Here is a 21,225-nt window from a genome sequence, read left to right on the forward strand (position 1 = left end):
CCGCCTCCAGCCCGGCCGCCTCAGGCGTGCACGAGGAGGTGTTTGCGAATCCAGTCAGTCAGGGGAAGAACTCCGCTTGCCCCGTGGGCGAGGATATCGCCGTCGTCCTCAACACTGATAGTCACCGCAGCATCGGGTTTAATGCCGGCCGCGGCCATGGCTTCGAGGAGGTCGTCGTCGGTTTGCACCACTTCGCCGATGCGCGCAATGGTGACTTTCCCACCGTTCGGGTTGCGTTCCAGGTAATCCGCCACGGCGAGTAGGCCGGTGCGCGCGGCAATATCCGCGCCGGGACCCATGGAATTTTCCGCGGGAATCGGATTGCCGAAAGGATCGTGGCTGAGTTCGTAGCCCTGCTCGCCCAGCACGTGGGAAATGCGTTCTTCCAGTTCGCGGGACATCACATGCTCCCAGCGGCAGGCTTCGGCATGCACGTGCTCCCAGGGCATCCCGAGCACGTGGAGAAGGAAGCATTCGGCTACCCGATGTTTGCGCATCACGCTGGTGGCGATGCGCCGGCCTTCGTCGGTGAGCACGATGGCACGGTCGGTATCCAGGTACATCATGCCGTCGCGTTCCAGGCGCGCCACGGTTTCCGAGACGGTGGGTTTAGATTGGCTCAGGCGCTCCACGAGCCGGGCGCGCAGCGGGACGATTCCTTCTTCTTCGAGTTCGTAGACCGCTTTGAGGTACATCTCGCGGGTATCAACAAGGTCATCACTCATCGCGCGTCTCCTTCGTCTCTGCGGCGGGGGCGGCATCCGGGTGCCCGCCCGCATCCGGTTCCTCATGCGTATCTTGCCATTCTAAGCTGCCCGCGCGCTGCGGGGAATGCCCAGTTTCCGAGCCGCGAGCTACGCTCTCGCCCGGCGCGCTTTCGTTCGGTTCCGTTTCCTGCACCGCGGCGGCCGATGCCTCACTCGACCGCAGCTCGCTATCGTGCGCTTCGTCCTCCGGTTCGAAAAGATCGGCTTCGACTTCGTCGTGGTCCTCCGCGGTGAAGCTTTGCCCGCTATCCGTCTGCCCGGTGCGATTGGCCCGCAGCTGCGCTTCGCGCTCCTCATTTTCGTGTTCGAGCGGCCCGAGAATCTCCAGCTGGAAGGGGTGGCGCACCCGGTAATGCACTTCCACATCCCATTTGCGCCGGCCCCACAGGTAGGCACCCACGGTGGCCACCAGGCAGCCAATCGCGCCGATGCCCACACCCCAGCGTGCCCCGGCCGCCCCGGAAATACCGCCAACCACCAGCGAACCGATCGGGGTCACGCCCTGGTTAACCGTCTGGTAGAGGGAGACCACGCGCCCGCGCATCTGCGGAGAAGTAGACATCTGCACCGCTGCATTGGCGGCGGTGAGCATGATGAGCATGAAGAAACCGACCGGCACCAGGGTGAGGGTGTAGATCAGCAGGTTCGGGGCCAGCGCATTGGCGGTCACCGCAATACCCATGGCCACGCCCGCTCCCACCACGGAACGCACCCGCGGTTGTTTGGTGCGCCGCGCGCCCACTACGGCACCGGATAGCGAACCCACTGCCACCATGGAGGAAACAATGCCGAATTGGGTGGAGTCGGCGTGGAATTCCATGGTGGACATGGACACCGTGGTGAGCGGGGTATTCATGGCCAGGCAGGACACCACACCCACCACCGCGAAAATCACGAGGAGGTCGGAACGGTTGCCCACGTAGCGCAGGCCGTCAATCGTTCCCTGAATCGCGGAAACTTTCTTTTCCGGCCGCGGCGCCGGGTGGAATTCCTCCGGGCGCATGAGGGCCAGCGCAATAAGGGTGGCCCCGAACATGATGCCGTTAATAATGAAGACCCAGCCGGTGCCGATCACCCCGATAAGCAAACCGCCCAGCGCCGGCCCGATGAGGCGCGCAATATTAAAGGACATGGAGTTCAGGCCCACGGCGTTGGGTAGCCAGCGCGGGGGCACCAATTCGGAAATAAAAACGAGGCGCGGCGGATTATCGAAGGATTGAATCACCCCGATGGCCAGAGCGAACAGGCAAACCACCAGCACATTCGCCCAGCCCAGCAGCACCAGCACGCCCAGGGCCACCGCGGTGAGCAGCATCCCGAATTGGGTGAGGACCACCATTTTGCGTTTATCGAGGCGGTCAGCGAGCGCGCCGGCCAGCGGCATAATAAAAGGAATGGGGACGAATTGCAGCGCCGTCACAATACCCACGGCAAAAGCATCATTATTGGTCAGGTCGCTCATAACGAGCCAGTTCTGGGCGGTGCGTTGCATCCACCCGCCGGTATTGGCGACCAACGAGGCAGCGAACCAAATAGCGTAGTTACGGTATTTCAAACTGGCGAATGTACGCCCCACTAAATCCTGCCCCCTGCGGAAAAATCCGATAACTATAGCGGCCGACGGGCGCGGCGGGCTCGTAGCTGCGCTATCTGCGGTGAGTTTATCACGCACGGCCAGGCAAAGCTCGCCTTTGTCTCACCGGCGAAAATAGTACGACGACGCACGGCGGGCCCGCCCCGGGGAGGGGCGGGCCCGCCGTGATTGAGCTGGCAGCCAAAGTGCTTAGCCGAGCAGGAGTTTCTGAATTGGGTCAAGCAGGAAGTAGATCACGAAGGCAACGAGGGTGCCCCACATGAGCGGGTGAACCTTGCGAGCCTTGCCGGCCGCCACCGCCATAATGACGTAGGCGATGAAGCCCACCCCGATGCCTACCGTAATGGAGTAGGAGAAGGGCATGAGGGCAACGGTGAGGAAGGCCGGGATCCCCACGCTCAGGTCATCCCAGTCGATCTCGGTAACCTGCTGCATCATGAGGAAGCCCACCGCGACCAGCGCGGGAGCGGCCGCTTCGGAAGGAACCAGGGTAACTAGGGGAGCGAAGAAAATAGAGAGCAGGAAGAGGGCGCCGGTGGTCACCGATGCGAGGCCGGTGCGCGCACCGTCAGCTACGCCCGTCGTCGACTCAACAAAAGAGGTGTTCGAGGATACGCCACCCATACCGCCGGCCAGCGCCGCGAGGGAATCGAGGAGCAGGATGCGGGAGGTGTGGTAGGGCATGCCGTCTTCGTCGAGGAGGTCACCTTCGGAAGCGACCGCAACCATGGTGCCCATGGTGTCGAAGAAATCGGCGAGCATAACGGAGAAGGCCAGCACCACCACGGAAATAACGCCGAGCTTCTGGAAGGGCCCCACCACGGAGAAGCATCCGAGGGTGGAGAAGTCGGGGATTTGCACCGGGGAGCCGTTGAGGGCGGGCGCCCCGCCGTTCCAACCGGTCACGTCGCCGCCGGCCACGCTTCCGGGCTTGGCAATAATATTGACGATCACGGCCGCGACGGTCGAGGACACGATGCCGATGAGGAGCGCGCCGGGCACCCCGCGCAGCAGGCAGATCGCGGTGAGGAAGAGGCCGAATACAAAGACGGCCAGCGGCCAGGAGGCGATGGAGCCGTTGATCCCGAAGGACATTATGGTGCCTTCGCCGGGGCGGATGAGGCCGGCGTTGACCAGCCCAACCAGGGTGATGAAGAGCCCCAGGCCCACAGAAATGGCGGTGCGCAGGAACTTCGGCACCGCCCGGAAAATGGCTTCACGCAGGCCCGTCACCACGAGCAGCGTGATGACGATGCCTTCAATAACGATAATTCCCATACCGTCAGCCCAGGTCATTCCGGGCATCTGCACGATGACTACGCCGACGATGGTATTGAGGCCCAGCCCGGCGGCCATGGCGAGCGGGAAATTGGCGATGACGCCGGTGAGCAGCGTCATGAGGCCGGCCACAATGGCGGTGCCGGCGGCGATGGCCGGGAGGTTCGGGCCCTCGGTGCCGCCGCCCAGGTAGGCGCCGGTGGAATCCGGACCCGACAGGATAATGGGGTTAAGAACCAGGATGTAGGCCATGGCCACGAAGGTGACCAGCCCGCCGCGCAATTCGCGGGCCACGGTGGTCCCGCGTTCGCGCAGCCGGAAAAAATCCCGCTTCGGCTCGGAGGTTGTGCTGTGGTTCGTCTCGACGTGCGTGGAAGTTACGCTCACGAAGATCTCCTCGGTAGTCGTGCGGTCCGTTATGCGCTGGCGAGCGCGTGATCCGCAAGATTGACGGGCGGTCCTGACCGCCACCGGCACCCATTCTTGAACTACGGTCACCACCCACGCAAGGAGCGTCTCATTATTTGGACGCATTTTCGCCATTTGTGTCTCATATTTTGAGACGCGCGCGGGATGTGGTGGAGAAATGGCGCGATGGCACGGTTTTCCGCCCCTTCACCTCCCGCGTGAGTCCGGCCACGCGCGGCAGCGCCCTACCTCGCTGCGATGCGAATACCAGCGCGCACGGCCCGGGTTGTTACGGAACAGATGCGACGATGACGTCGCCAAACCCGCGGACCGCTAATTCTCCATCACAGTGCGGCACGAAAACCGCCTGCCCGGAGTTGAGCGGTTCACGCCGGCCCCCGGCGAAGACTTCCACCGCGCCTTCCAGGCAGACCACGGTGCGCGGGCCGCGCGAGCGCAGCTTTTCAACGGTGGTGGCATCGCGCAGGTGAACCACCGAGAGTTCAAAATCGTCCACGGGAACATAGAAAGTGGAAACCGCTTCGCTCATATGCTCGGGGGCGATGCGGATGGGCGGGACTGCGGCGTCGTCCATAATCCGCAGCAATTCGGCCACGTCCACGTGCTTCGGGGTGAGGCCGGCGCGCAGCACGTTATCGGAGGCCGCCATGATTTCCACCGCGGTTCCGGACAGGTAAGCGTGCACCGTCCCGGCGGGGATAAAGAGGGCTTCTCCGGGACGTAAGGTCACCGGATTCATGAGGAGGGAGGCCACCACTCCCGGGTCGCCGGGGTAGTGCTGGGCCAGGGTTTCCACAATGCGGTCCGCGCGCGGGGAAGGCGAGGCGCCGCGCTCCAGGCGGGCGGCGCAGGCGGCTACCACCTGCTCAATCTGCTCTGGTTCCGGGCGGGTTCCCGCGGAAAGGAGGTCGGCGAAGACCGCTCCCACCCCGCGTTCTTCCACGAGGGCGGCGAGCCGGTTCGTGAGGGGCAGGCCGAGGCCGCCGAGCACTTCGGCGATGCGTCGCGGGGTGCGCAGCCCGCAGATCGCCTCAAAAGGCGTGAGGGCGTAGGCCAGTTCCGGTTTGTGATTGCGATCCCGGTAGGAGCGGTGGGGTGCGGTGCGGGAAATTCCGGCGGCTTCTTCCCGCTCGAAGCCGGCGCGGGCCTGCTCGAGGGAGGGGTGGACCTGGAGGGAGAGCGGCTGGTGCGGGGCAATAAGCTTGAGTAAATACGGTAATTCGCCCCCGTGCCGGCGGGCCACATCCGCACCGAGCATCTCCTCGGGAGCCCGGGCTATCAGATCACGCAGGCTCGGCCCGCCGGGCGCTACCAGGGTGGCGGATTCTTCCGGGAGCTCTGGGGTGCGCGGGCCTCGCGCCGGGCCGGCCCGGCGCCGCGAGCGCCGCCGCCCGCGTACCCCGCGCAGCGCGGCGCGCCCGGGCTCGTTCGCCTCCGTTTCACGCCCGATCCGGTGTTCCCCGGTGGGTGCGGAAGGGTAGAGCTGAGCCAGGTCAAAAAGCGGGGCATCCTGAGCGGCAATCACCTGGGCCGAATCATCAGGGTGGGCGCCGAGCCAGATTTCCGCCACCCGGGTTTCCGCCGGGGCGTAGCCGAAAAGCGCGGGAAGCGCGCTCGTTCCGCCCCACGCATAGTCCCTGGCTCGCCCTTGGATCCGCATCACCGCTGCTCCTGTTTTAGCTCAGGGCGCCGGTGGCCTGATAGCGCCGCCCGCGCGATCCGCGCACCACGGTGCGCTCGCGCCCGCGCCGAATCACCGGAGCCACGCCATTGGCCGGGCTCGCGGCTACTTCTACTGCCGCCGCTTCCGCTGCCGGTTCCTGAGCGGATTGGGAACTAGGGGTCGGCGCTGCTGCCGGAGAGGCAGCGTCCGTTTCTACCGCGCCAGTTTCGCTTTCCACGCCCGCGATCTTGCGCCGCACCCGGCGGCGCCGCCCGCTGCGCTCGGCGCGCTCGGCCTTCTCCGCCGCGGCAGCCCGCGCCGATTCCTTACGTTCCTTTTCCGAAGCAGCCCGCGCCTGCGCTTTTTCCGTTTCCAGCTTGGCCAGCCGCTCGCTCCACGGCACCCAACGCGGAGCCAGCAAAGCACCCGCCCCGGGCAGCATCTCGATTTCGTTGAAGGTCACGGAACGAGCCCGGCTCGCCCGGCTCACCGTAATACTCCAGTACCAGCCGTGATACCCCGGATGGGTACAGGTAAAGAGGTAGGACACCACCCGGGTATCCTCCGCGAGGAATCCCGCGTACTCCCCCACGAAACGTTCTGCCACAGCCTCGATCAGGGTTGCCCGCGCTTCATCAACCGCCGCAGCAATTACCCGATCTTCGGGCAAGCCGGGCTGCGGCTCCACCCGCTTATCATCCGGGGTCACCGCCACGTTTTCATCAACGCGATCCTCCGGGCGCGCCACATCCGCACCCTCATCCGCGTGGCCTTCTACCCGCACCTCGGGGAAGTGCAATTCCGCGGCTTCAGCCCCCGCACCCCCCGCGCATTCTTCTTTTTCTTCATTCTTAGGCATCAAAATCATCGGCAACCGCACGCAAAGCGCGCGCGATCTGCCCTCCCCCTTCCGGGTAGCGGCCGCGCCGAAGCTGGGTGGAGGCCCCGTCCAGAAGCCGAATGAGATCTTCCACGATCACCACCGTTTCTTCCGGGGAACGCCTATTCTTCCGCGCGAGCGATTCAAGTTTGGTTATCGGTTCGACATTGAGTGCTTGCGGGCCGCGGCGCGTATCGGCAAGCCCGAAGGACACCCGCTGACCCTTGCGCGGCGTGAGCCCTTCCGGGAGGGCCGAGGAGGGCAGGAAGACCTGCGCACCGTCCTCATCGCTGACAATAAAGCCGAAGCCCTTAGCGGCGTCGAAAAACTTAACCTTTCCGGTTGGCACAACACTCTCATTTCTAGCAAAAACGCTTCGCACACGGTCGGGCGAAGCACCAGCGTCATTCTACCAGCGCCCCCGCGGGCACAGGCAACGCTACCGGCTGAACGCCCCGGCCCCTTTTCCCATCCCGCTCCCAGAATGCTGTGGTTAAATTGTGCTGTCCACCACGTAAGGGGCAGGCCCGGTGCCGCACCGGGCGCACGGAAGGTTGAAGTTATGGGGATCGTACGCCGGATAGCTGGAACACTCGCGCTCGCGGGCGCGCTGCTTCTTTCCGGCCCGCTGGCCGCCGCGGAAGAACCCCTCTCCAGCGTTGATCCGGTCACCGATCAGGCCCAGGTTCTTTCCGCCAGCGAAGAAGAGCAACTGCGCACCTCCCTCAATCGCCTCCAAGATGAGACGGATTACGCGGTGCGTTTCGTTTTTGTTAATAGGTTCGACGGCGCAGGCGCGGACCAGTGGCCCATTGAAACATTCAACCGGGCCGGGCTGTCTAGCGATGCCACCCTCATCGCGGTGGCCGTGGATAGCCGCCAGCTGGGCTACGCCTACGGCCGCGCGAGTTTCTCCGCTTCCGATCTGGATAAGGCTTTTACCGCGGAGGTCCGCGCCGCCTACCGGGACGGCCGCTGGCTGGAGGGTTCCCTCGCCTATACCCGGGAGCTGGCGCAGGGCGAAAAAACGGATTGGGCCAGCTTGGCGCTCGGGGGCGGCGCCGTCGTCGTTATTATCGGGGCCATTGTTTTCGTGCGCGCGCGGAAACGCAAGCAGGCGGAAAATAAAACTCGTGAAGATCTGGCCGCGCTCGGCAAACGTGCCGCCGCGGCGCTCTTAGCGACGGACGACGGCGTTCGCAGTGCCGCCGCGGAACTCAATTTCGCGCGGGCGCAATTCGGGGTGAATTCGGTGCGCGGCTTTGACCAGGCGCTCGCGCAGGCACAGCAGTATCTCCAGGAGGCTTTCAACCAGCGTCAGCTTTTAGATGACGATATTCCGGATACCCCGGAGCAGGTGCGCGCCTATAACACCGCGATTCTGGAGCTCACGGCAAAAGCGCAGCGGGCCATTACCGAGCAGGAAGAAGAATTCGCACGGCTGCGGGATTTGGCGGCCAATGTGGAGGAAGCCGCGGCGCGGGTGCGCGAGGGCGCGGCGGATATTCGCGCCAATCTTCCCAGCGCCACCCGGCAATTGGATTCCTTGGCGGCCACCTACGGGGAGAATGCGGTGGCGAGTTTCCGCACCTACCCGGCGGATATTGAAGCTTTGCTGGCCGGGGCGGATGATGCGCTCGGGCAGGTCGATCAGCTGCTCGGCACGGGTGAACGCAACCAGGCCGTGCCTTTTGTGCGCATTGCCGAACAGGCTCTGGACGAGGCCGCGGAACGCTACCGCGCTATTTCCAACGTCCAAGATTCTGTCAATCGGGCTTTCGCCCAGCTAGGTGAACATATCTCCTCAATTTCCGCGGATATTGCCGATGCTCATCGCATCGGCGGCGGGAATGCCCAGGTCGGGGCCGCGCGGGATCGGGCGGCGGCGCTGGTGGAGAAATATCGCGGGGAGCGGGTGGATCCGCTCGCCGGAATCCGCGAGCTCACCGAGGCGGAAAATGCCCTGGACGCGGCTCTTGCCCCGGCTCGGGATGCGGAGGAAAACTACCGGCGCCAAGTGGCCGGGCTGGAACGGGATCGCCAGCGAGCCCGGGCGGCAGTGCAGCGGGCGGAGGCGATGGTCTCGCAGAACCGCTGGAGCACCGGGAATGAGGCGCGCGCCCCGCTGGAGGCGGCTCGCACCGCGCTCCAAGCCGGGGATACCAGCGATGACCTGGCCAAACGCCGCGATTATTACGCGCGGGCCGAATCCTACGCCCAGCGCGCCACGGATGCTGTGCAGGAGGCGATGTCCGCCCGCGCTGCGGGAGGTTTCGGCGGAAACGGCGGCAACGGCGGCGGGGACGTGGGCAGCCTGCTACTCGGCATGTTCCTCGGCTCGCTGACCAGCGGCGGATCCCGCCACAATTCCGGCTGGGGTTCGGGCTGGGGTTCCGGTTTTGGCGGCGAGCGCTCCAGCGGCTTCGGCGGGGGCTTCGGCGGTTTCGGAGGTGGATCCGGCGGAGGCTTTGGCGGATTTGGCGGCGGGGGCGCCGCGGGAGGAGGGAGCCGTTCGTTCTAACACCGGTGGCCGCGTGCGTCCGTTGATCGCGCCCCGCCCGGATACCATCTATCCAGTACATCACCCCATTCCTACTCGATAACACAGAGAAAGGCTGATCATGGCTGAAAAACAAACAATCCTCGGACGCATTACCCAGCTCGCGAAGGCGAATATCAACGCGCTCCTCGACCGCGCGGAAGACCCGCAGAAAATGCTCGACCAGATGGTGCGCGATTACAAGAATTCCATCGCGGAAGCCGAAGATGCCGTGGCGCTGACCGTGGGCAATCTGCGCCTGGCGCAATCCGATTACAACGAGGACATCAAGGCCGCGCGCGATTGGGGCCAGAAGGCCATCGCCTCCTCGCGCCGCGCCGATGAGATGCGCGCCAAAGGCGATGAAGCGGGCGCGAACCACTGGGATGACCTGGCGAAAGTGGCGCTGAGTAAGCAGATCCAGTACGAACGCGAAGCCAAGGATGCCGAACCCATGCTCGCCTCCCAGGAAAAGGTGGTGGAGCAGCTCAAATCCGGGCTCACCCAGATGAAGGAGAAGCTCACCGAGCTCAAGAATAAGCGCGATACCCTGGTGGCGCGCCAGAAGTCCGCCGAGGCGCAAAGCCAGGTGCAGGACGCCATCTCCTCGATCAACGTGCTTGATCCCACCAGCGAACTGGCCCGTTTCGAAGACCGGGTCCGCCGCCAGGAAGCCCTGGCGCAGGGCAAGGCCGAAGTTGCCTCCCTGAGCTTGGCCGATCAATTCGCCGAATTGGAGGATCATTCCGACGACGCAGAAATCGAAGCGCGCCTAGCCGCCCTCAAGAGCGGCCAGGAACCCGCGCAACTCGAAGGCCGGGACTTCTCCAGCTACTAAAGCGCAGCCGACTTCCCGGGCCGGGGTGGCAGCGCCACCCCGGCCCGCGGCGTCGTCGTTCCACCGCCATCGCTCCCACCGCTTTGCTTTCGCTTCCCGCAAACTTTCAGGAAGCTTCCAGATACCTCGAGTTTCCTTAACGTCATGACGCCTACCGAGCACACTCCCGAAGCGGCCATCCTCGTTGTTGATGATGAGCCCTCGATTCGTGAACTTCTTTCCGTTTCTCTCCGGTTCGCCGGATTCGATGTGTACACCGCCGCCGATGGCGCTGAAGCCCTCGCTCACCAGCAAAATCAGCATCTGGACCTGGCCGTCCTCGATATTATGATGCCGGGCATGGACGGCTTTGAAGTGCTGCGCCGCCTGCGCGAACGTGATCACGATCTGCCCGTGCTGTTCCTCACCGCTCGCGATGATGTGAAAGACAAGGTCCAGGGCTTGACCGTGGGCGGGGATGATTACATCACTAAGCCGTTCTCCCTGGAGGAAGTGGTGGCTCGTATCCGCGCGGTACTGCGGCGCACCAGCCCCGAGGAAACCGAATCGGCGGTGCTGCGCTACGCGGACCTGGAAATGAACGAAGATTCCTATGAAGTCACCCGCGCCGGCCGCCCGGTGGAACTCTCCCCCACCGAATTCAAGCTGCTGCGCTACCTCATTATTAATGCCGAGCGGGTGGTTTCTAAATCTCAGATCCTCGACCATGTATGGGATTACAACTGGCAGGGCGAGATCTCCATCGTGGAATCCTATATTTCCTATTTGCGGCGCAAAATTGATTCCCCGGAAGCTCTGGGGATTACCGACCCGGAGGAGGCACGCAATCTTGTGCCGCTCATCCACACTCGCCGTGGCATCGGCTACGTTCTGCGTGCTTCCAAATAGCATTCGGTTATGACCCAACGTCACGATCCGTTCCCTGCGGAAAGCGCGGGGGCTCCGGGCGCACCGGGCCGCCCGGCGAATCCCGGCACCTCGGCGCGACCGGACCGCCCGGCAAATCCCGGCACCTCGGCGCAACCGGGCCGCCCCTCTACCGACGCCCCCGCGCGCACCCGCCGCGACGGAATTTTCCGGCGCGCACTGCGGCCGGCCCGTACCCTGGCCGGCCGCCTCATTATTGCCTTCGTTATTCTGGTGGGCACCGCGGCAACCTTTTTGGGTTTCGCTTCGGTCACCCTCCTCAAGCAATACCTGGTCTCCACTATCGACCAGGATTTGACCACGAATGCGCGCTCGGTGGAACGAATGTTCCTCCAGGAAATGCCCGGCGCCAGCCAGTCCTCCCTCAACCTTTCCGATTTCTTCGTGCGGGTCAATTGGGGTATTGCCGGGCAGCGAGACGTAACCACCTACGAGCTGCCCAACCCGGGGGCCGTGGAAGAATTCGGCTACCCGCGCGAACTTGAACGTATTGCCAGCCTGGGTTCCGAAGAGCCGGTCACGGTTCCTTCCACCCTGTACGGCTCGGATTGGCGGGTGCTCGTGCACCCCATTAGCCCGACGTCCACCGGCGGCCTCATCACCGGGAATATTATTATTGCCCAGCCGCTCGGCCCTATCGAATTTACGATTGCGCGGCTGCGCCTTATTTTCGTGCTCGCCGGGCTCGCGACCGTGCTGGCCGCGGGGCTTGCCGTTACCGGCCTGGTATCGCGTACCTTGCGGTCCCTGCGTGATATCGAGGCGGCCACGCATACCATCGCGGAAGGGCACCTGGCCGAACGCGTCCCGCACGGTGAGGACGACGACGAAGTTGGGATGCTCGCTAACTCTATTAACGTTATGCTCGCCCAAATCGAGCATGCTTTCGCGGAAAAAGAGCGCTCGGAAGCAAAAATGCGGCGCTTCGTTTCAGATGCCTCCCACGAATTACGCACCCCGCTGGCCACCGTGCGCGGGTATTCCGAGCTATACCGCCTGGGCGGGGTTCCCCCGGAGCGGGTCCCCGAGGCGATGGAGCGGGTGGAATCGGAAGCCAACCGCATGGCCGGGCTGGTGGAGGATCTGCTCCAGCTGGCCCGCCTGGATGAAAACCGGCCCCTCAATCTTGATTGCGTCAATCTGGCCAAGCTGGCCGATAACGCCATCCTTGATTTCCGGGTGCGAGCCCCGCAGCGCACCGCCACGGTGGTCGCTTTGGATGGGAGCACCCCTCCGCCCAAGGTGGTGGAGGTACACGGAGATGCGGATCGTATCACCCAGGTGATCGCCAATTTGCTGTCGAATGTGCTCGCGCACGCCCCGGAAGCCAGCCCGGTGGAAGTGGCGGTGGGCATCGCGGAGGGCCAGCCCACTATCGAGGTGCGCGACCACGGCCCGGGTATTTCCGAGGCGGATTCCCAGCGCATTTTTGAGCGGTTCTACCGCCCGGATTATTCACGTTCGCGCGAATCGGGGGGCTCTGGGTTGGGCCTTGCCATCGTTGCCGCCATTATGGCCGCGCATCACGGTACCGCCCGGGCGCTTACTACCCCCGGTGGCGGGCTCACGGTGCAGCTCACTTTCCCCGCGCCGAGCGAACCATGCCAGAGCCCCGATGCGCTCGCGCCCGCACATCCGAGCGGGCAGGAATAAGCGGACTACTCAGCTACCGGCGGATCGAAGGGACTGGTGCCTTCCGGGGTGAGCGGATGCGCGCTCTTCTGCTCCAACATCATCTCAATCGCGGTGAATACCCGGCCCATAAAATCAGCCGGGTCTTCCTCCGGCAGCCCGTACATGGGCCGGCCAATAAATAAGAACACCTCGCCGCGGAATTTCGGGAGCACCGCGCCCACCGGCATGACCTCGTGCCCGCCGGACATGGCGATCGGAACAATCGGAACATTGAAACGCTGCGCCAGGGCCGCCGCACCCGCCTTGGGCGTGCCGAGTTTCCCGGTGCGCGAGCGGGTGCCTTCCGGGAAAATCAGAATCGGAACACCCGCGGCCAGCAGGCGGCCCGTCATCCCCTTGGCGCGCCCGGGCTGATATTCCGACCCGGCTTTCCCGGTGGGTTTTTTACCGCGCTCAATGGGATAGGTATTAAAGAACAGCGAAGTGAGATTAGAAATGCCACGGCGGCGATAAAAATAATCCGCGGCCGCGCCGGTTGCTAAGCGCTCAGTGAGCTTATCGGGAAGCAGCGAGAAAATCATCGGAGCATCCAGGTGCGAAGAATGATTAGGCACCAGGATAAACGCGCCGTCCAGATTCTCAATATTTTCTTCCCCCAGCACGGTAGGTCGAAGAATCGTGGACATGACCGGTTTCGTCAGGGCGCGGCGCACCCGATGCCGGCGGCGGGCCTTGGACTCATCCAGATACGGATCAATCGGTTCGAGCTCGCTCACCCGCGGTCCGCCTTTCGCCCACTGCCATTAATTTTCCTTGCCACCCAGTTTACCGCGCAGCGCGGGCCTTTCTCCGCCAGGAAACCAATGATCTTGTAACGCACGGTAGGCGTGCAGCGGACTTTTCCGCGCGCGGCCGCCGCGAGCGCGGCCCGCGCCACCGTATCGGGCTCCAGCCACAGCACATCGGGAACCCCGGAGCGTTTCCCGCCCGAGTTGCGGTGGAAATCCGAACGCACCCAGCCGGGTAGCACCGCGGTGACCGTCACCCCGCTGCCGTGCAGCTCCACTGCCAGCGATTCGGACCATACCCGCACAAAAGATTTGAGGGCCGCGTATGCACCCATGGGAACGAAGCTCTGCACCGAGGCAATATTAATGAGGGTGCCCTTCCCCCGCGCGGCCATCGCCGCGGTGGCCGCCGCGCCGATCCGCACCGGAGCTCCAGCCATGAGGGCCGCCGCCGCGTCAATCCGGTCCATATCCCCGTCCACGAGGCTTTCATAGAGGCCAGCCCCGGCATTATTGACCACCACATCAACGGCATTGTCACGGAGGTAATCGCATAGGCGTGCGACGTCGTTCCCCACGCCCAGATCGCAACACATCGTTTCGCATTCCACGCCCCGCGCCCGGAATTTTTCGGCCACGACGCCTAGGCGTTGCGCCCCGCGCGCCACCAGGACCAGCGCGTATCCGCGGGCGGCGAGCTGGCGGGCGAAGGCGAGCCCGATGCCGGAACTTCCCCCGGTCACCAGTGCCCGGGGCCGGCCAGCTGCGTGCGAGGCGGAAAAGGCTGCGTCAGATATCACGTCTCTACGTTAGTGCACCGGCCGCGCCCGTGCACCCCGCCGGCCCGGTTATCGCGTTCAGCTGGGCGAAAAGTGGCAGCCCCGGGGAACTCTCCGCCCGCGTCCACGCGCCACGCCGCACTCCCCCGGGGCGGGCGCGCCCGGCAAAAAGACCCACATGTTCCCCACCCGGGCCTGGGCATGATTAGAATCAGTTGCGTTTGAGTGCGGAGGGCGACGTGCGTCGTCGTCCCCTGGCGAAAAGTTCGCCGCGGGTGCGCACCACGGTGGGAGGAAATATGTCCGTTCCTTCGTGGCTGCCGGTTTCTTTCGAGAAGGCAGTGACGGGGCTGGGGGCGACCGCGTCCAGCGCGGAGATTCAGGAGACGTGTACCTCGGTGCTGGCGCGCTGGTCGGAACCGGATCGTATCTTCCACGATATTCACCACCTCACGGCCATGCTCGCCAATGTGGAAAAACTCATTAACGAAACGCATCACCCGGATACCGTGCGGCTTGCGGCCTGGTACCACGGCGTGGTTTTTTCGACGTCGCGCTACCGCGTCTACACGAAACGCGGCGGGGAAGATGAACTGCTTTCGGCGCGCACCGCTGAAAATGAGCTGACGAACCTCGGTATCGCTCCGGAAACCGCGCGCCGGGTGGCGGAGCTGATTTGGGGGATGAAGGCCCCGGCACTCACCGCGATGCCAGTGATGGGCCGCGCCCCGGCCACCAGCCTGGGCACGGCCGAACAAGATATTGACATTATGGTGCTGCGTGATGCGCACCTGGCGATTTTGGCTGCGTCCCCGCAGAGCTACCGGCGCTATACCCAGGCGATTCGCGAGGAATACCCGCATATTCCCGACGAGAGTTTCTGGCGCGGGCGCGAGAAAATCGTGGCGAAGCTGCTCGAGCGCAAGCATTTGTTTTATACGCCCGAGGGCCAAAAATGGGAGGATGCCGCGCGTCAGAATTTGCAGGCGGAGGCCGCGAAATTGCGCAAGCGCCTGGCCGAGCCGGAGCTAGGTACAGGCGGTGCGAATGTTGCGGGCGGGCCACGCGCCGCGGATATGGCGCACGCTGCGGATGGCGCGAACGCCGCTGAGGCTCTGCGCCCCGTAGATGCGGCCGGAACTGCTGAAGGCACGCGAACATCAGATGCCGCGCGAACCGTGGACGTGACGCGCCCGGGGGAGGTAACGCGCCCCGTGGATGCGAATGTAGGTACGACGACGCTCACCGGGCTCGCCACTCCCTCGGCTCCCACCGCGCCGGCCGGGGCGGATGCCTATCGCGATGCCCGCACCGAAACTTCTACTTTGGAAGCGGTGGAAGCTCGGATTCCGGAAGAGGATGCCGGCGAGGTGACGCGGGTGCTGCCTACCGGGCCGGCCGCCGAGGCGAGCGAGCCGCAGCTGAGCGCGGAACAGCTCCGCAAGCGCCAGCGTGAGGAGGTCTCCCAGGCCACCCTGAATAAGATTAATGCGCGGCGGCGGGCGGCGGAGAAGGAACGCGATGAGGCTATCGCGCTAGCGGAGAATATTGATTCCCCGCTCGCGGATCGCGCCCAGGCGGAGGTGTGGAAGGAAAAGGAACGCGAGGGCGCGCCCCGGCGTACCCCGCGCTATACGGAGAGCATCCCGCCGCTGATCGAAGACGATCCGGAAGGCGATATTGTGGCCCGGCCCGCAGATCCCTCCCCCACGCACGGCATCGAGCGCGAACCGGATATGTAGCTGCGGCCGGATACCACAAAGGTGGCGCGCCCTCCTCGCGGAAAGCGCGCCACCCGACAACTACCAGATCACGCTGGCAGCACTATTACTTCTTGGCGTCAGCTGCAGCTGAACCTAGCGGTTTAGTACATGCCGCCCATGCCGCCGTCACCCTGCGCGGCCGGAGCCGGCGGTTCGGGCTTGTCCGCCACCACAGCTTCGGTGGTGAGGAACAGACCGGCAATGGAGGCCGCGTTCTGCAGCGCCGAGCGGGTCACCTTGACCGGATCCATAACGCCCGCCTCCATGAGGTTGACGTATTCGCCGGTAGCCGCGTTGAGGCCCTCGCCCTTGGGGAGGTTGCGGACCTTCTCGGCCACCACGCCGCCCTCGAGGCCGGCATTGCTGGCGATCTGCTTGAGCGGAGCTTCGATAGCGTAACGCACGATGGCCGCGCCGGTCGCTTCGTCGCCCTCGAGCTTGAGGTCAGCGAAAGCTTCCTTACCGGCCTGGATAAGGGCCACGCCGCCACCGGCGACAGTGCCTTCTTCCACGGCCGCCTTGGCGTTGCGCACGGCGTCCTCGATGCGGTGCTTGCGTTCCTTGAGTTCAACCTCGGTAGCCGCACCGGCCTTGATAATCGCCACGCCACCGGCGAGCTTGGCCAGGCGCTCCTGGAGCTTCTCGGTGTCGTATTCGGAGGTGGAGTTTTCGATCTGGGTGCGGATCTGGGAAACGCGCCCGTCGATCTGCTCCTGGTCGCCAGCGCCGTCCACGATAGTGGTGTTTTCCTTGGTGACAACCACCTTGCGGGCGCGGCCGAGGAGCGTGAGGTCGGTGTTCTCCAGCTTGAGACCAACGGATTCAGAGATCACCTGGCCGCCGGTGAGGATGGCCATATCCTGGAGCATTTCCTTGCGGCGATCACCGAAGCCCGGGGCCTTGACGGCCACGGAGCGGAAGGTACCGCGGATCTTGTTGACCACGAGGGTGGCCAGCGCTTCGGATTCCACATCCTCGGCGATGATGAGGAGCGGGCGATCGGCCTGCATGACCTTTTCGAGAACCGGGAGGAGTTCCTTCTGGTTGGAGATCTTCGAATCCACGAAGAGGATGAAGGGATCTTCCAGAACGGCTTCCTGGCGCTCGGCGTCGGTCACGAAGTAGGGGGAGAGGTAGCCCTTGTCGAAGGACATGCCTTCGGTGAGCTCGAGCTCCAGCTCCAGGCCGGAGGACTCTTCCACGGTGATGACGCCTTCCTTGCCGGCCTTGTCCATAGCTTCGGCAATGACCTCACCAATTTCCTGGTCACCGGCCGAAATGGCGGCGGTGGAGGCGATTTCTTCGCGGGTATCGACTTCCTTCGCGTCCGCGAGGAGGCGTTCGGTCACGGCCTTGACCGCGGTATCGATGCCCTTCTTCAGCGCGATGGGGTTGGCGCCGGCGGCCACATTGCGCAGGCCTTCCTGCACGAGGGCCTGGGCGAGAACCGTCGCGGTGGTGGTGCCGTCACCGGCGATGTCGTCCGTCTTCTTGGCGACTTCCTTGACGAGCTCAGCACCGATGCGCTCGTAGGGATCTTCCAGCTCAATTTCCTTGGCGATGGACACACCGTCATTCGTGATGGTGGGGGCGCCCCACTTCTTATCAAGAACGACGTTACGGCCCTTGGGTCCCAGCGTCACCTTGACGGTGTCCGCGAGGAGATTGAGGCCGCGCTCCATGGAGCGGCGTGCTTCCTCATCAAAAGCAATGGTCTTTGCCATGCGATATTCCTCCAGAATCACTGTGGCCGGTGCCCGCGACGGACGACCTCCCGCGCGAAGCCTTTCTTCGCTCACGGTCAGCCTCACCAACCAGTTGGACTTATCACTCACATACTCGGAGTGCTAACAGAGATTCTGGCACTCTCACGGCGTGAGTGCAAGCTGTGGTTCAGGTACGACGACGCAGCAGCCATCCGCCAGAAAAGCGCGATATGCCCGCAATTGCGCGCGCCCGGCCCCGGATAACCGCCCCGAAAACTTGAGCGGGAAGCACTCAAGTTTTAGCGGCTGGCGAAGCCGGGAATCTTCACGCGGGGTTCTTTAGTCGCGGGTATCCCCCGCCAGCACGACGACGATGCTATCCCCGCTCGCGCTGGCGTTTTCAACGAAATCGGTGATTCCCAATTCGGCACCGATGGCTTCCACGGTGGGCAGATCAGCGGCCTCCGGATAGAAAATCTGGGAGTGAGCCGGTGCCGCGTGCTGGTAGTTGCCGATGGAGGTGGTAGTGAAGCCAGCTTCGGTGAGTTGGCGCTGATGGGCGGCGGCATATCCGGAAATCCCGGAGGCGTTGAGGATGAGGGTGGAACGGCTGTGATCCACTTCAGCGGACGGGGTGGGGGAAGCCGAAGGTGAGGCTTCTTCCGCGGGCGCCGGCGCCTCCGAAGCGGGGGCCGGGCTGCCTTCTGTGCCCGCGCCTTCGGTTCCGGCTTCGGGCGCCGTAGCCGAAGGCTGGGCCGGTGCGCTCACGCTCGGCTTGTGGGAGGGTGGCGCTACTGAAATCTGGTTCATTTTGACAATGCCGTACCCGAGAGCCGGGGCGAGAATGAGGATAGCGATGAGCGCGATCCACCACTTTGCCGAGGATTCGCGCTTGCGGTGAGCGCCGCGGGTTGTGCGCTGGCGCGCCGCGATATCAAATTCGTCTACTGGGTACTTTCCTGCCACACCGTTAGCCTAGCTGTTTTCTGCCGCGCCCGCCGCGTTCCTTATCGCGCAGGTCCCGCAGCCGGGTGATGGCTCGCACCACATCCGGGTACTCCACTTCGGCGCGCGGGTTATTGAGAATGCCGGAAAGAATGAGGTAGTAGCGGGTGGGAGTCATGCCGAGCGCCCGGATTGCCTCGGTTTTCGTGCGGTACACGGCCCGCCACCGCATCTCCGTGGTGAGGACGCGCAGCTCGTCGTCGTGCAAGGCAGGGCCCGCACTACGCAAGAAATCCTCCCACGAAGCTTCCCCACTACCCTCACTCGAAGGCGTGCTCGCAAAAGGAGGTTCCTCACTCCGGTACTCTGACACTATGCAGCCTCTTTCCGAGATCATCAGCCCCGATTGGGCGCGGGCTCTTGCCCCTGTTGAACCTATCATTCATGAGATGGGCACGTTCTTACGCGAAGAGAACGCGGCCGGGCGCGGCTATCTTCCCGCGGGCAAAAATGTGCTGCGCGCTTTTACCTATCCCCTGGATTCCGTCAAGGTGCTCATTGTGGGCCAGGACCCCTACCCCACCCCCGGAAATGCGGTGGGGCTCTCCTTTAGCGTGGCGCCGAATGTGGCTCCGCCACGCTCGCTCGTCAATATCTTTCGGGAATTACACGACGACGTTGGCGCCCCACTCCCCAGCAGCGGTGACCTCACGCCGTGGTGCGAACAGGGCGTGATGCTGCTCAACAGGGTGCTGACCGTGACCCCGAATAACGCTAATTCACACCGGGGGCGCGGCTGGGAAAAAGTTACCGATCATGCGATTCGCACCCTCGCGGCGCGCGGGAAACCGCTGGTGGCGATTTTGTGGGGCCGTAATGCTCAGGAGCTGCGCCCGCTGCTGGGAAATACCCCGGTGATTGCCAGCCCGCACCCGTCGCCACTTTCCGCTTCGCGCGGTTTCTTTGGCTCCAAGCCTTTTTCGCGCGCCAATGCGCTACTGGCCGAGCAGGGAGCCAGCCCGGTGGATTGGCGGTTACCCTAAATATCCGTGCACATTCATTTACTACGGCGTAACATGGGATGTGGTGCGGGATTCCTGCCCGCATATCACGCAGTTTCTCAATTTAGTTTCACAGCTGAAGCTGGATAGGGAATTATTTTCCACGGGGGTACCCATGGCCATTCACGCACACACCTTCGGGCGGCTCGCCCTTGCCGCCGCGCTGGCCGGCGCCGGCATTTTCCTTCCCGTCACCGCCACAGCCGGCGGTCCCGATCCTGACCGGACGCTCATGCGCAATGTCATGACCGTAACAGGAGGCGGAGTGAACTGCCGCGGCGGAGATACCTGCGTGGAGAAGGTGGGCGACGTCGCCCATGTGAGTTACACGGTTCAGGTAGCTCGCCTGGTGGAATCCTCGGACCATATCCAAACTGCGCAGGGCGCGGCGGTTTTCGTTCCGACCGTGCTGGAGAACGTAAAAATGACGCTCACCAGCGTTCCGGACTACCCCGCTCTTGAGGCTCTCCAGGCGCAGCCTGATTTCGATTGGGAGAGCCGCTGGACGGTTCCCACCAAGCCCGTCAATCAGGAGCTCCGTATCTGGGATGTGGGCCGCGACAGCAACGGGGATGCGGTTTTCGATCCCGAGCTCTATCCCGATATGGCTCCCGAGGATTTCCCCTGGTACTCACACGTCACGCCGGATTTCGAGGATCCTAATCTGGGCGTGCAGCGTATAAAAGCCAACTTGGCTGTTGCCACAGATCCGCCGTCGTACCTCGCCTACGGCGGCGAGGTAGCGAATATGGACCTCTATGACGAATACTCTTTCGGAATAGGCGGCCCGGGCGTCTACACGCTCCGCGTGGAAGGCGATGTGGCGGTGCAATCGGAGGTGACCGTGCTGCCGATCCGCGCCATAAATAAGCTGTGGAAATGCTCGCAGGAAGGCGGCGGGCCCGGTTCGTATATGGCGGGCTGCCAGAGCCTGCAGGAATTTGAGTGGGGCCGCATGGGCGATCTACCCGCGTATTCACTCAGCGATCCGGCGGTGAATGCGGCTGCACGCGAGCGGGTCACGGATGCCGGTTTGACCGGCTCGCCGCAGTGCGTGGTGACGCGGGAAACCGGACGCAACGATCTTATCGGGAAAGATATTGAGGGCTCCCTGGGTGCGGGCGATTGGTATACCTACCTCTACGCGCTCCACGCCAATCCCGCGGTTACCTACACCATCAGCGGGGTTGGCGAGGACGGCTGCGATCAAGCCGCCGCGGTCATCACGCTGTGCGAGCAGCCGGAGCCGTCGCCGGAACCTACGCCGGAACCGGAGCCTTCTGAATCGCCGGAACCCGAACCGTCCACGTCGCCGGAACCCTCCGAATCGCCGGAGCCGTCCACTACGCCGGTGCCGGAACCCGGTGACCGGAGCGTGCCCAGCCCGACGCCGTCCATGCCTGCGACGCCGGAACCTACACCTACCGTGCCGGCTACTATGAGCACTCCTACAGTTCCGAGCACTCCGAATGTTCCCAGCACACCGCCTTCGGTGAGCACGCCGCACCCAAGGCCGCTACAGCGCACCGGCGCGAACTCTGCTACCGGCCTGGCACTCGCAGCGCTGCTGGGCGGGGCCGGAGTAGCGCTCGCGGCCTGGCGCCGGTTCCGGGGCTAAAGCCGGGCTTCGGGC

General features: G+C 64.0%; 18 protein-coding genes. 7 read left to right on the forward strand and 11 right to left on the reverse strand.

From position 1 onward, the window contains the following. Positions 1–20 precede the first annotated feature (20 nt). From CYJ17_RS00145 to CYJ17_RS00170, 6 genes are all read right to left on the reverse strand, one after another. Positions 21–725, reverse strand: a complete 705-nt coding sequence (locus CYJ17_RS00145) for a metal-dependent transcriptional regulator (protein ID WP_026428424.1) — start codon at positions 723–725, stop codon at positions 21–23. After that, entirely contained in the window at positions 718–2,343 is a 1,626-nt protein-coding gene (locus CYJ17_RS00150) for an MFS transporter (RefSeq protein WP_234984460.1), read from the reverse strand. The genes CYJ17_RS00145 and CYJ17_RS00150 overlap by 8 nt, the downstream gene beginning before the upstream one ends. Before the next feature lie 207 nt (positions 2,344–2,550). After that, complete coding sequence (locus tag CYJ17_RS00155; protein WP_101595445.1) at positions 2,551–4,026, reverse strand: NCS2 family permease; 1,476 nt, start codon at positions 4,024–4,026, stop codon at positions 2,551–2,553. Between the two features lie 310 nt (positions 4,027–4,336). Next, positions 4,337–5,728, reverse strand: coding sequence for a mannose-6-phosphate isomerase, class I (manA, locus tag CYJ17_RS00160; RefSeq protein WP_101595442.1), 1,392 nt, complete (start codon positions 5,726–5,728; stop codon positions 4,337–4,339). Positions 5,729–5,744: 16 nt separating this feature from the next. Continuing rightward, complete coding sequence (locus CYJ17_RS00165; protein WP_101595438.1) at positions 5,745–6,590, reverse strand: DUF3027 domain-containing protein; 846 nt, start codon at positions 6,588–6,590, stop codon at positions 5,745–5,747. Continuing rightward, positions 6,583–6,960 (reverse strand): cold-shock protein, encoded by a 378-nt coding sequence (locus CYJ17_RS00170; protein WP_026428428.1) that lies wholly within the window; start codon positions 6,958–6,960, stop codon positions 6,583–6,585. Before CYJ17_RS00170 ends, CYJ17_RS00165 begins: the two co-directional genes overlap by 8 nt. 213 nt (positions 6,961–7,173) lie before the next feature. On the opposite strand from CYJ17_RS00170, the gene CYJ17_RS00175 reads away from it, so the two are divergent. The 4 genes from CYJ17_RS00175 (at position 7,174) to CYJ17_RS00190 (ending at position 12,568) form a co-directional block, all read left to right on the forward strand. Continuing rightward, positions 7,174–9,132, forward strand: a complete 1,959-nt coding sequence (locus tag CYJ17_RS00175; RefSeq protein ID WP_180948668.1) for a TPM domain-containing protein — start codon at positions 7,174–7,176, stop codon at positions 9,130–9,132. A 100-nt stretch (positions 9,133–9,232) separates the two neighbouring features. After that, complete coding sequence (locus CYJ17_RS00180; protein ID WP_087070361.1) at positions 9,233–9,988, forward strand: PspA/IM30 family protein; 756 nt, start codon at positions 9,233–9,235, stop codon at positions 9,986–9,988. A gap of 144 nt (positions 9,989–10,132) precedes the next feature. Then, positions 10,133–10,876 (forward strand): response regulator transcription factor, encoded by a 744-nt coding sequence (locus CYJ17_RS00185; RefSeq protein ID WP_026428430.1) that lies wholly within the window; start codon positions 10,133–10,135, stop codon positions 10,874–10,876. A 9-nt stretch (positions 10,877–10,885) separates the two neighbouring features. Further along, positions 10,886–12,568 (forward strand): sensor histidine kinase, encoded by a 1,683-nt coding sequence (locus tag CYJ17_RS00190; RefSeq protein WP_087070360.1) that lies wholly within the window; start codon positions 10,886–10,888, stop codon positions 12,566–12,568. A 5-nt stretch (positions 12,569–12,573) separates the two neighbouring features. On the opposite strand, the gene CYJ17_RS00195 is transcribed toward CYJ17_RS00190, so the two are convergent. Continuing rightward, complete coding sequence (locus CYJ17_RS00195; RefSeq protein WP_087070359.1) at positions 12,574–13,326, reverse strand: lysophospholipid acyltransferase family protein; 753 nt, start codon at positions 13,324–13,326, stop codon at positions 12,574–12,576. Continuing rightward, complete coding sequence (locus CYJ17_RS00200) at positions 13,323–14,138, reverse strand: SDR family NAD(P)-dependent oxidoreductase (RefSeq protein WP_234984458.1); 816 nt, start codon at positions 14,136–14,138, stop codon at positions 13,323–13,325. The genes CYJ17_RS00195 and CYJ17_RS00200 overlap by 4 nt, the downstream gene beginning before the upstream one ends. 200 nt (positions 14,139–14,338) lie before the next feature. Between CYJ17_RS00200 and CYJ17_RS00205 the strand changes: the two genes are divergently transcribed. After that, the gene (locus CYJ17_RS00205) at positions 14,339–15,859 is read left to right on the forward strand and encodes an HD domain-containing protein (RefSeq protein ID WP_143231846.1); all 1,521 of its coding nucleotides are present in this window, start codon (positions 14,339–14,341) and stop codon (positions 15,857–15,859) included. A 122-nt stretch (positions 15,860–15,981) separates the two neighbouring features. Here the strand turns inward: CYJ17_RS00205 and groL are convergent, their stop codons facing one another. The 3 genes from groL to CYJ17_RS00220 form a co-directional block, all read right to left on the reverse strand. Beyond that, positions 15,982–17,604, reverse strand: a complete 1,623-nt coding sequence (gene groL, locus CYJ17_RS00210; protein WP_016443292.1) for a chaperonin GroEL — start codon at positions 17,602–17,604, stop codon at positions 15,982–15,984. Between the two features lie 321 nt (positions 17,605–17,925). Beyond that, the gene (locus CYJ17_RS00215; protein ID WP_087070356.1) at positions 17,926–18,552 is read right to left on the reverse strand and encodes a LytR C-terminal domain-containing protein; all 627 of its coding nucleotides are present in this window, start codon (positions 18,550–18,552) and stop codon (positions 17,926–17,928) included. Between the two features lie 4 nt (positions 18,553–18,556). Next, positions 18,557–18,904 carry a DUF3263 domain-containing protein gene (locus CYJ17_RS00220; protein ID WP_159454989.1) on the reverse strand — a complete coding sequence of 116 codons (348 nt, stop codon included), beginning with the start codon at positions 18,902–18,904 and terminating at the stop codon, positions 18,557–18,559. A gap of 1 nt (position 18,905) precedes the next feature. Here CYJ17_RS00220 and CYJ17_RS00225 point away from each other — a divergent pair, with 1 nt between their 5' ends. Together CYJ17_RS00225 and CYJ17_RS00230 are read left to right on the forward strand one after the other, a co-directional pair. Then, positions 18,906–19,574 carry a uracil-DNA glycosylase gene (locus tag CYJ17_RS00225; protein ID WP_087070355.1) on the forward strand — a complete coding sequence of 223 codons (669 nt, stop codon included), beginning with the start codon at positions 18,906–18,908 and terminating at the stop codon, positions 19,572–19,574. Positions 19,575–19,707: 133 nt separating this feature from the next. Then, positions 19,708–21,210, forward strand: a complete 1,503-nt coding sequence (locus CYJ17_RS00230) for a hypothetical protein (RefSeq protein WP_180948667.1) — start codon at positions 19,708–19,710, stop codon at positions 21,208–21,210. The last annotated feature ends 15 nt before the right edge of the window (positions 21,211–21,225 follow it).

The sequence above is a fragment of the Actinotignum timonense genome (genome assembly GCF_002860685.3).
Lineage (GTDB): Bacteria > Actinomycetota > Actinomycetes > Actinomycetales > Actinomycetaceae > Actinotignum > Actinotignum timonense.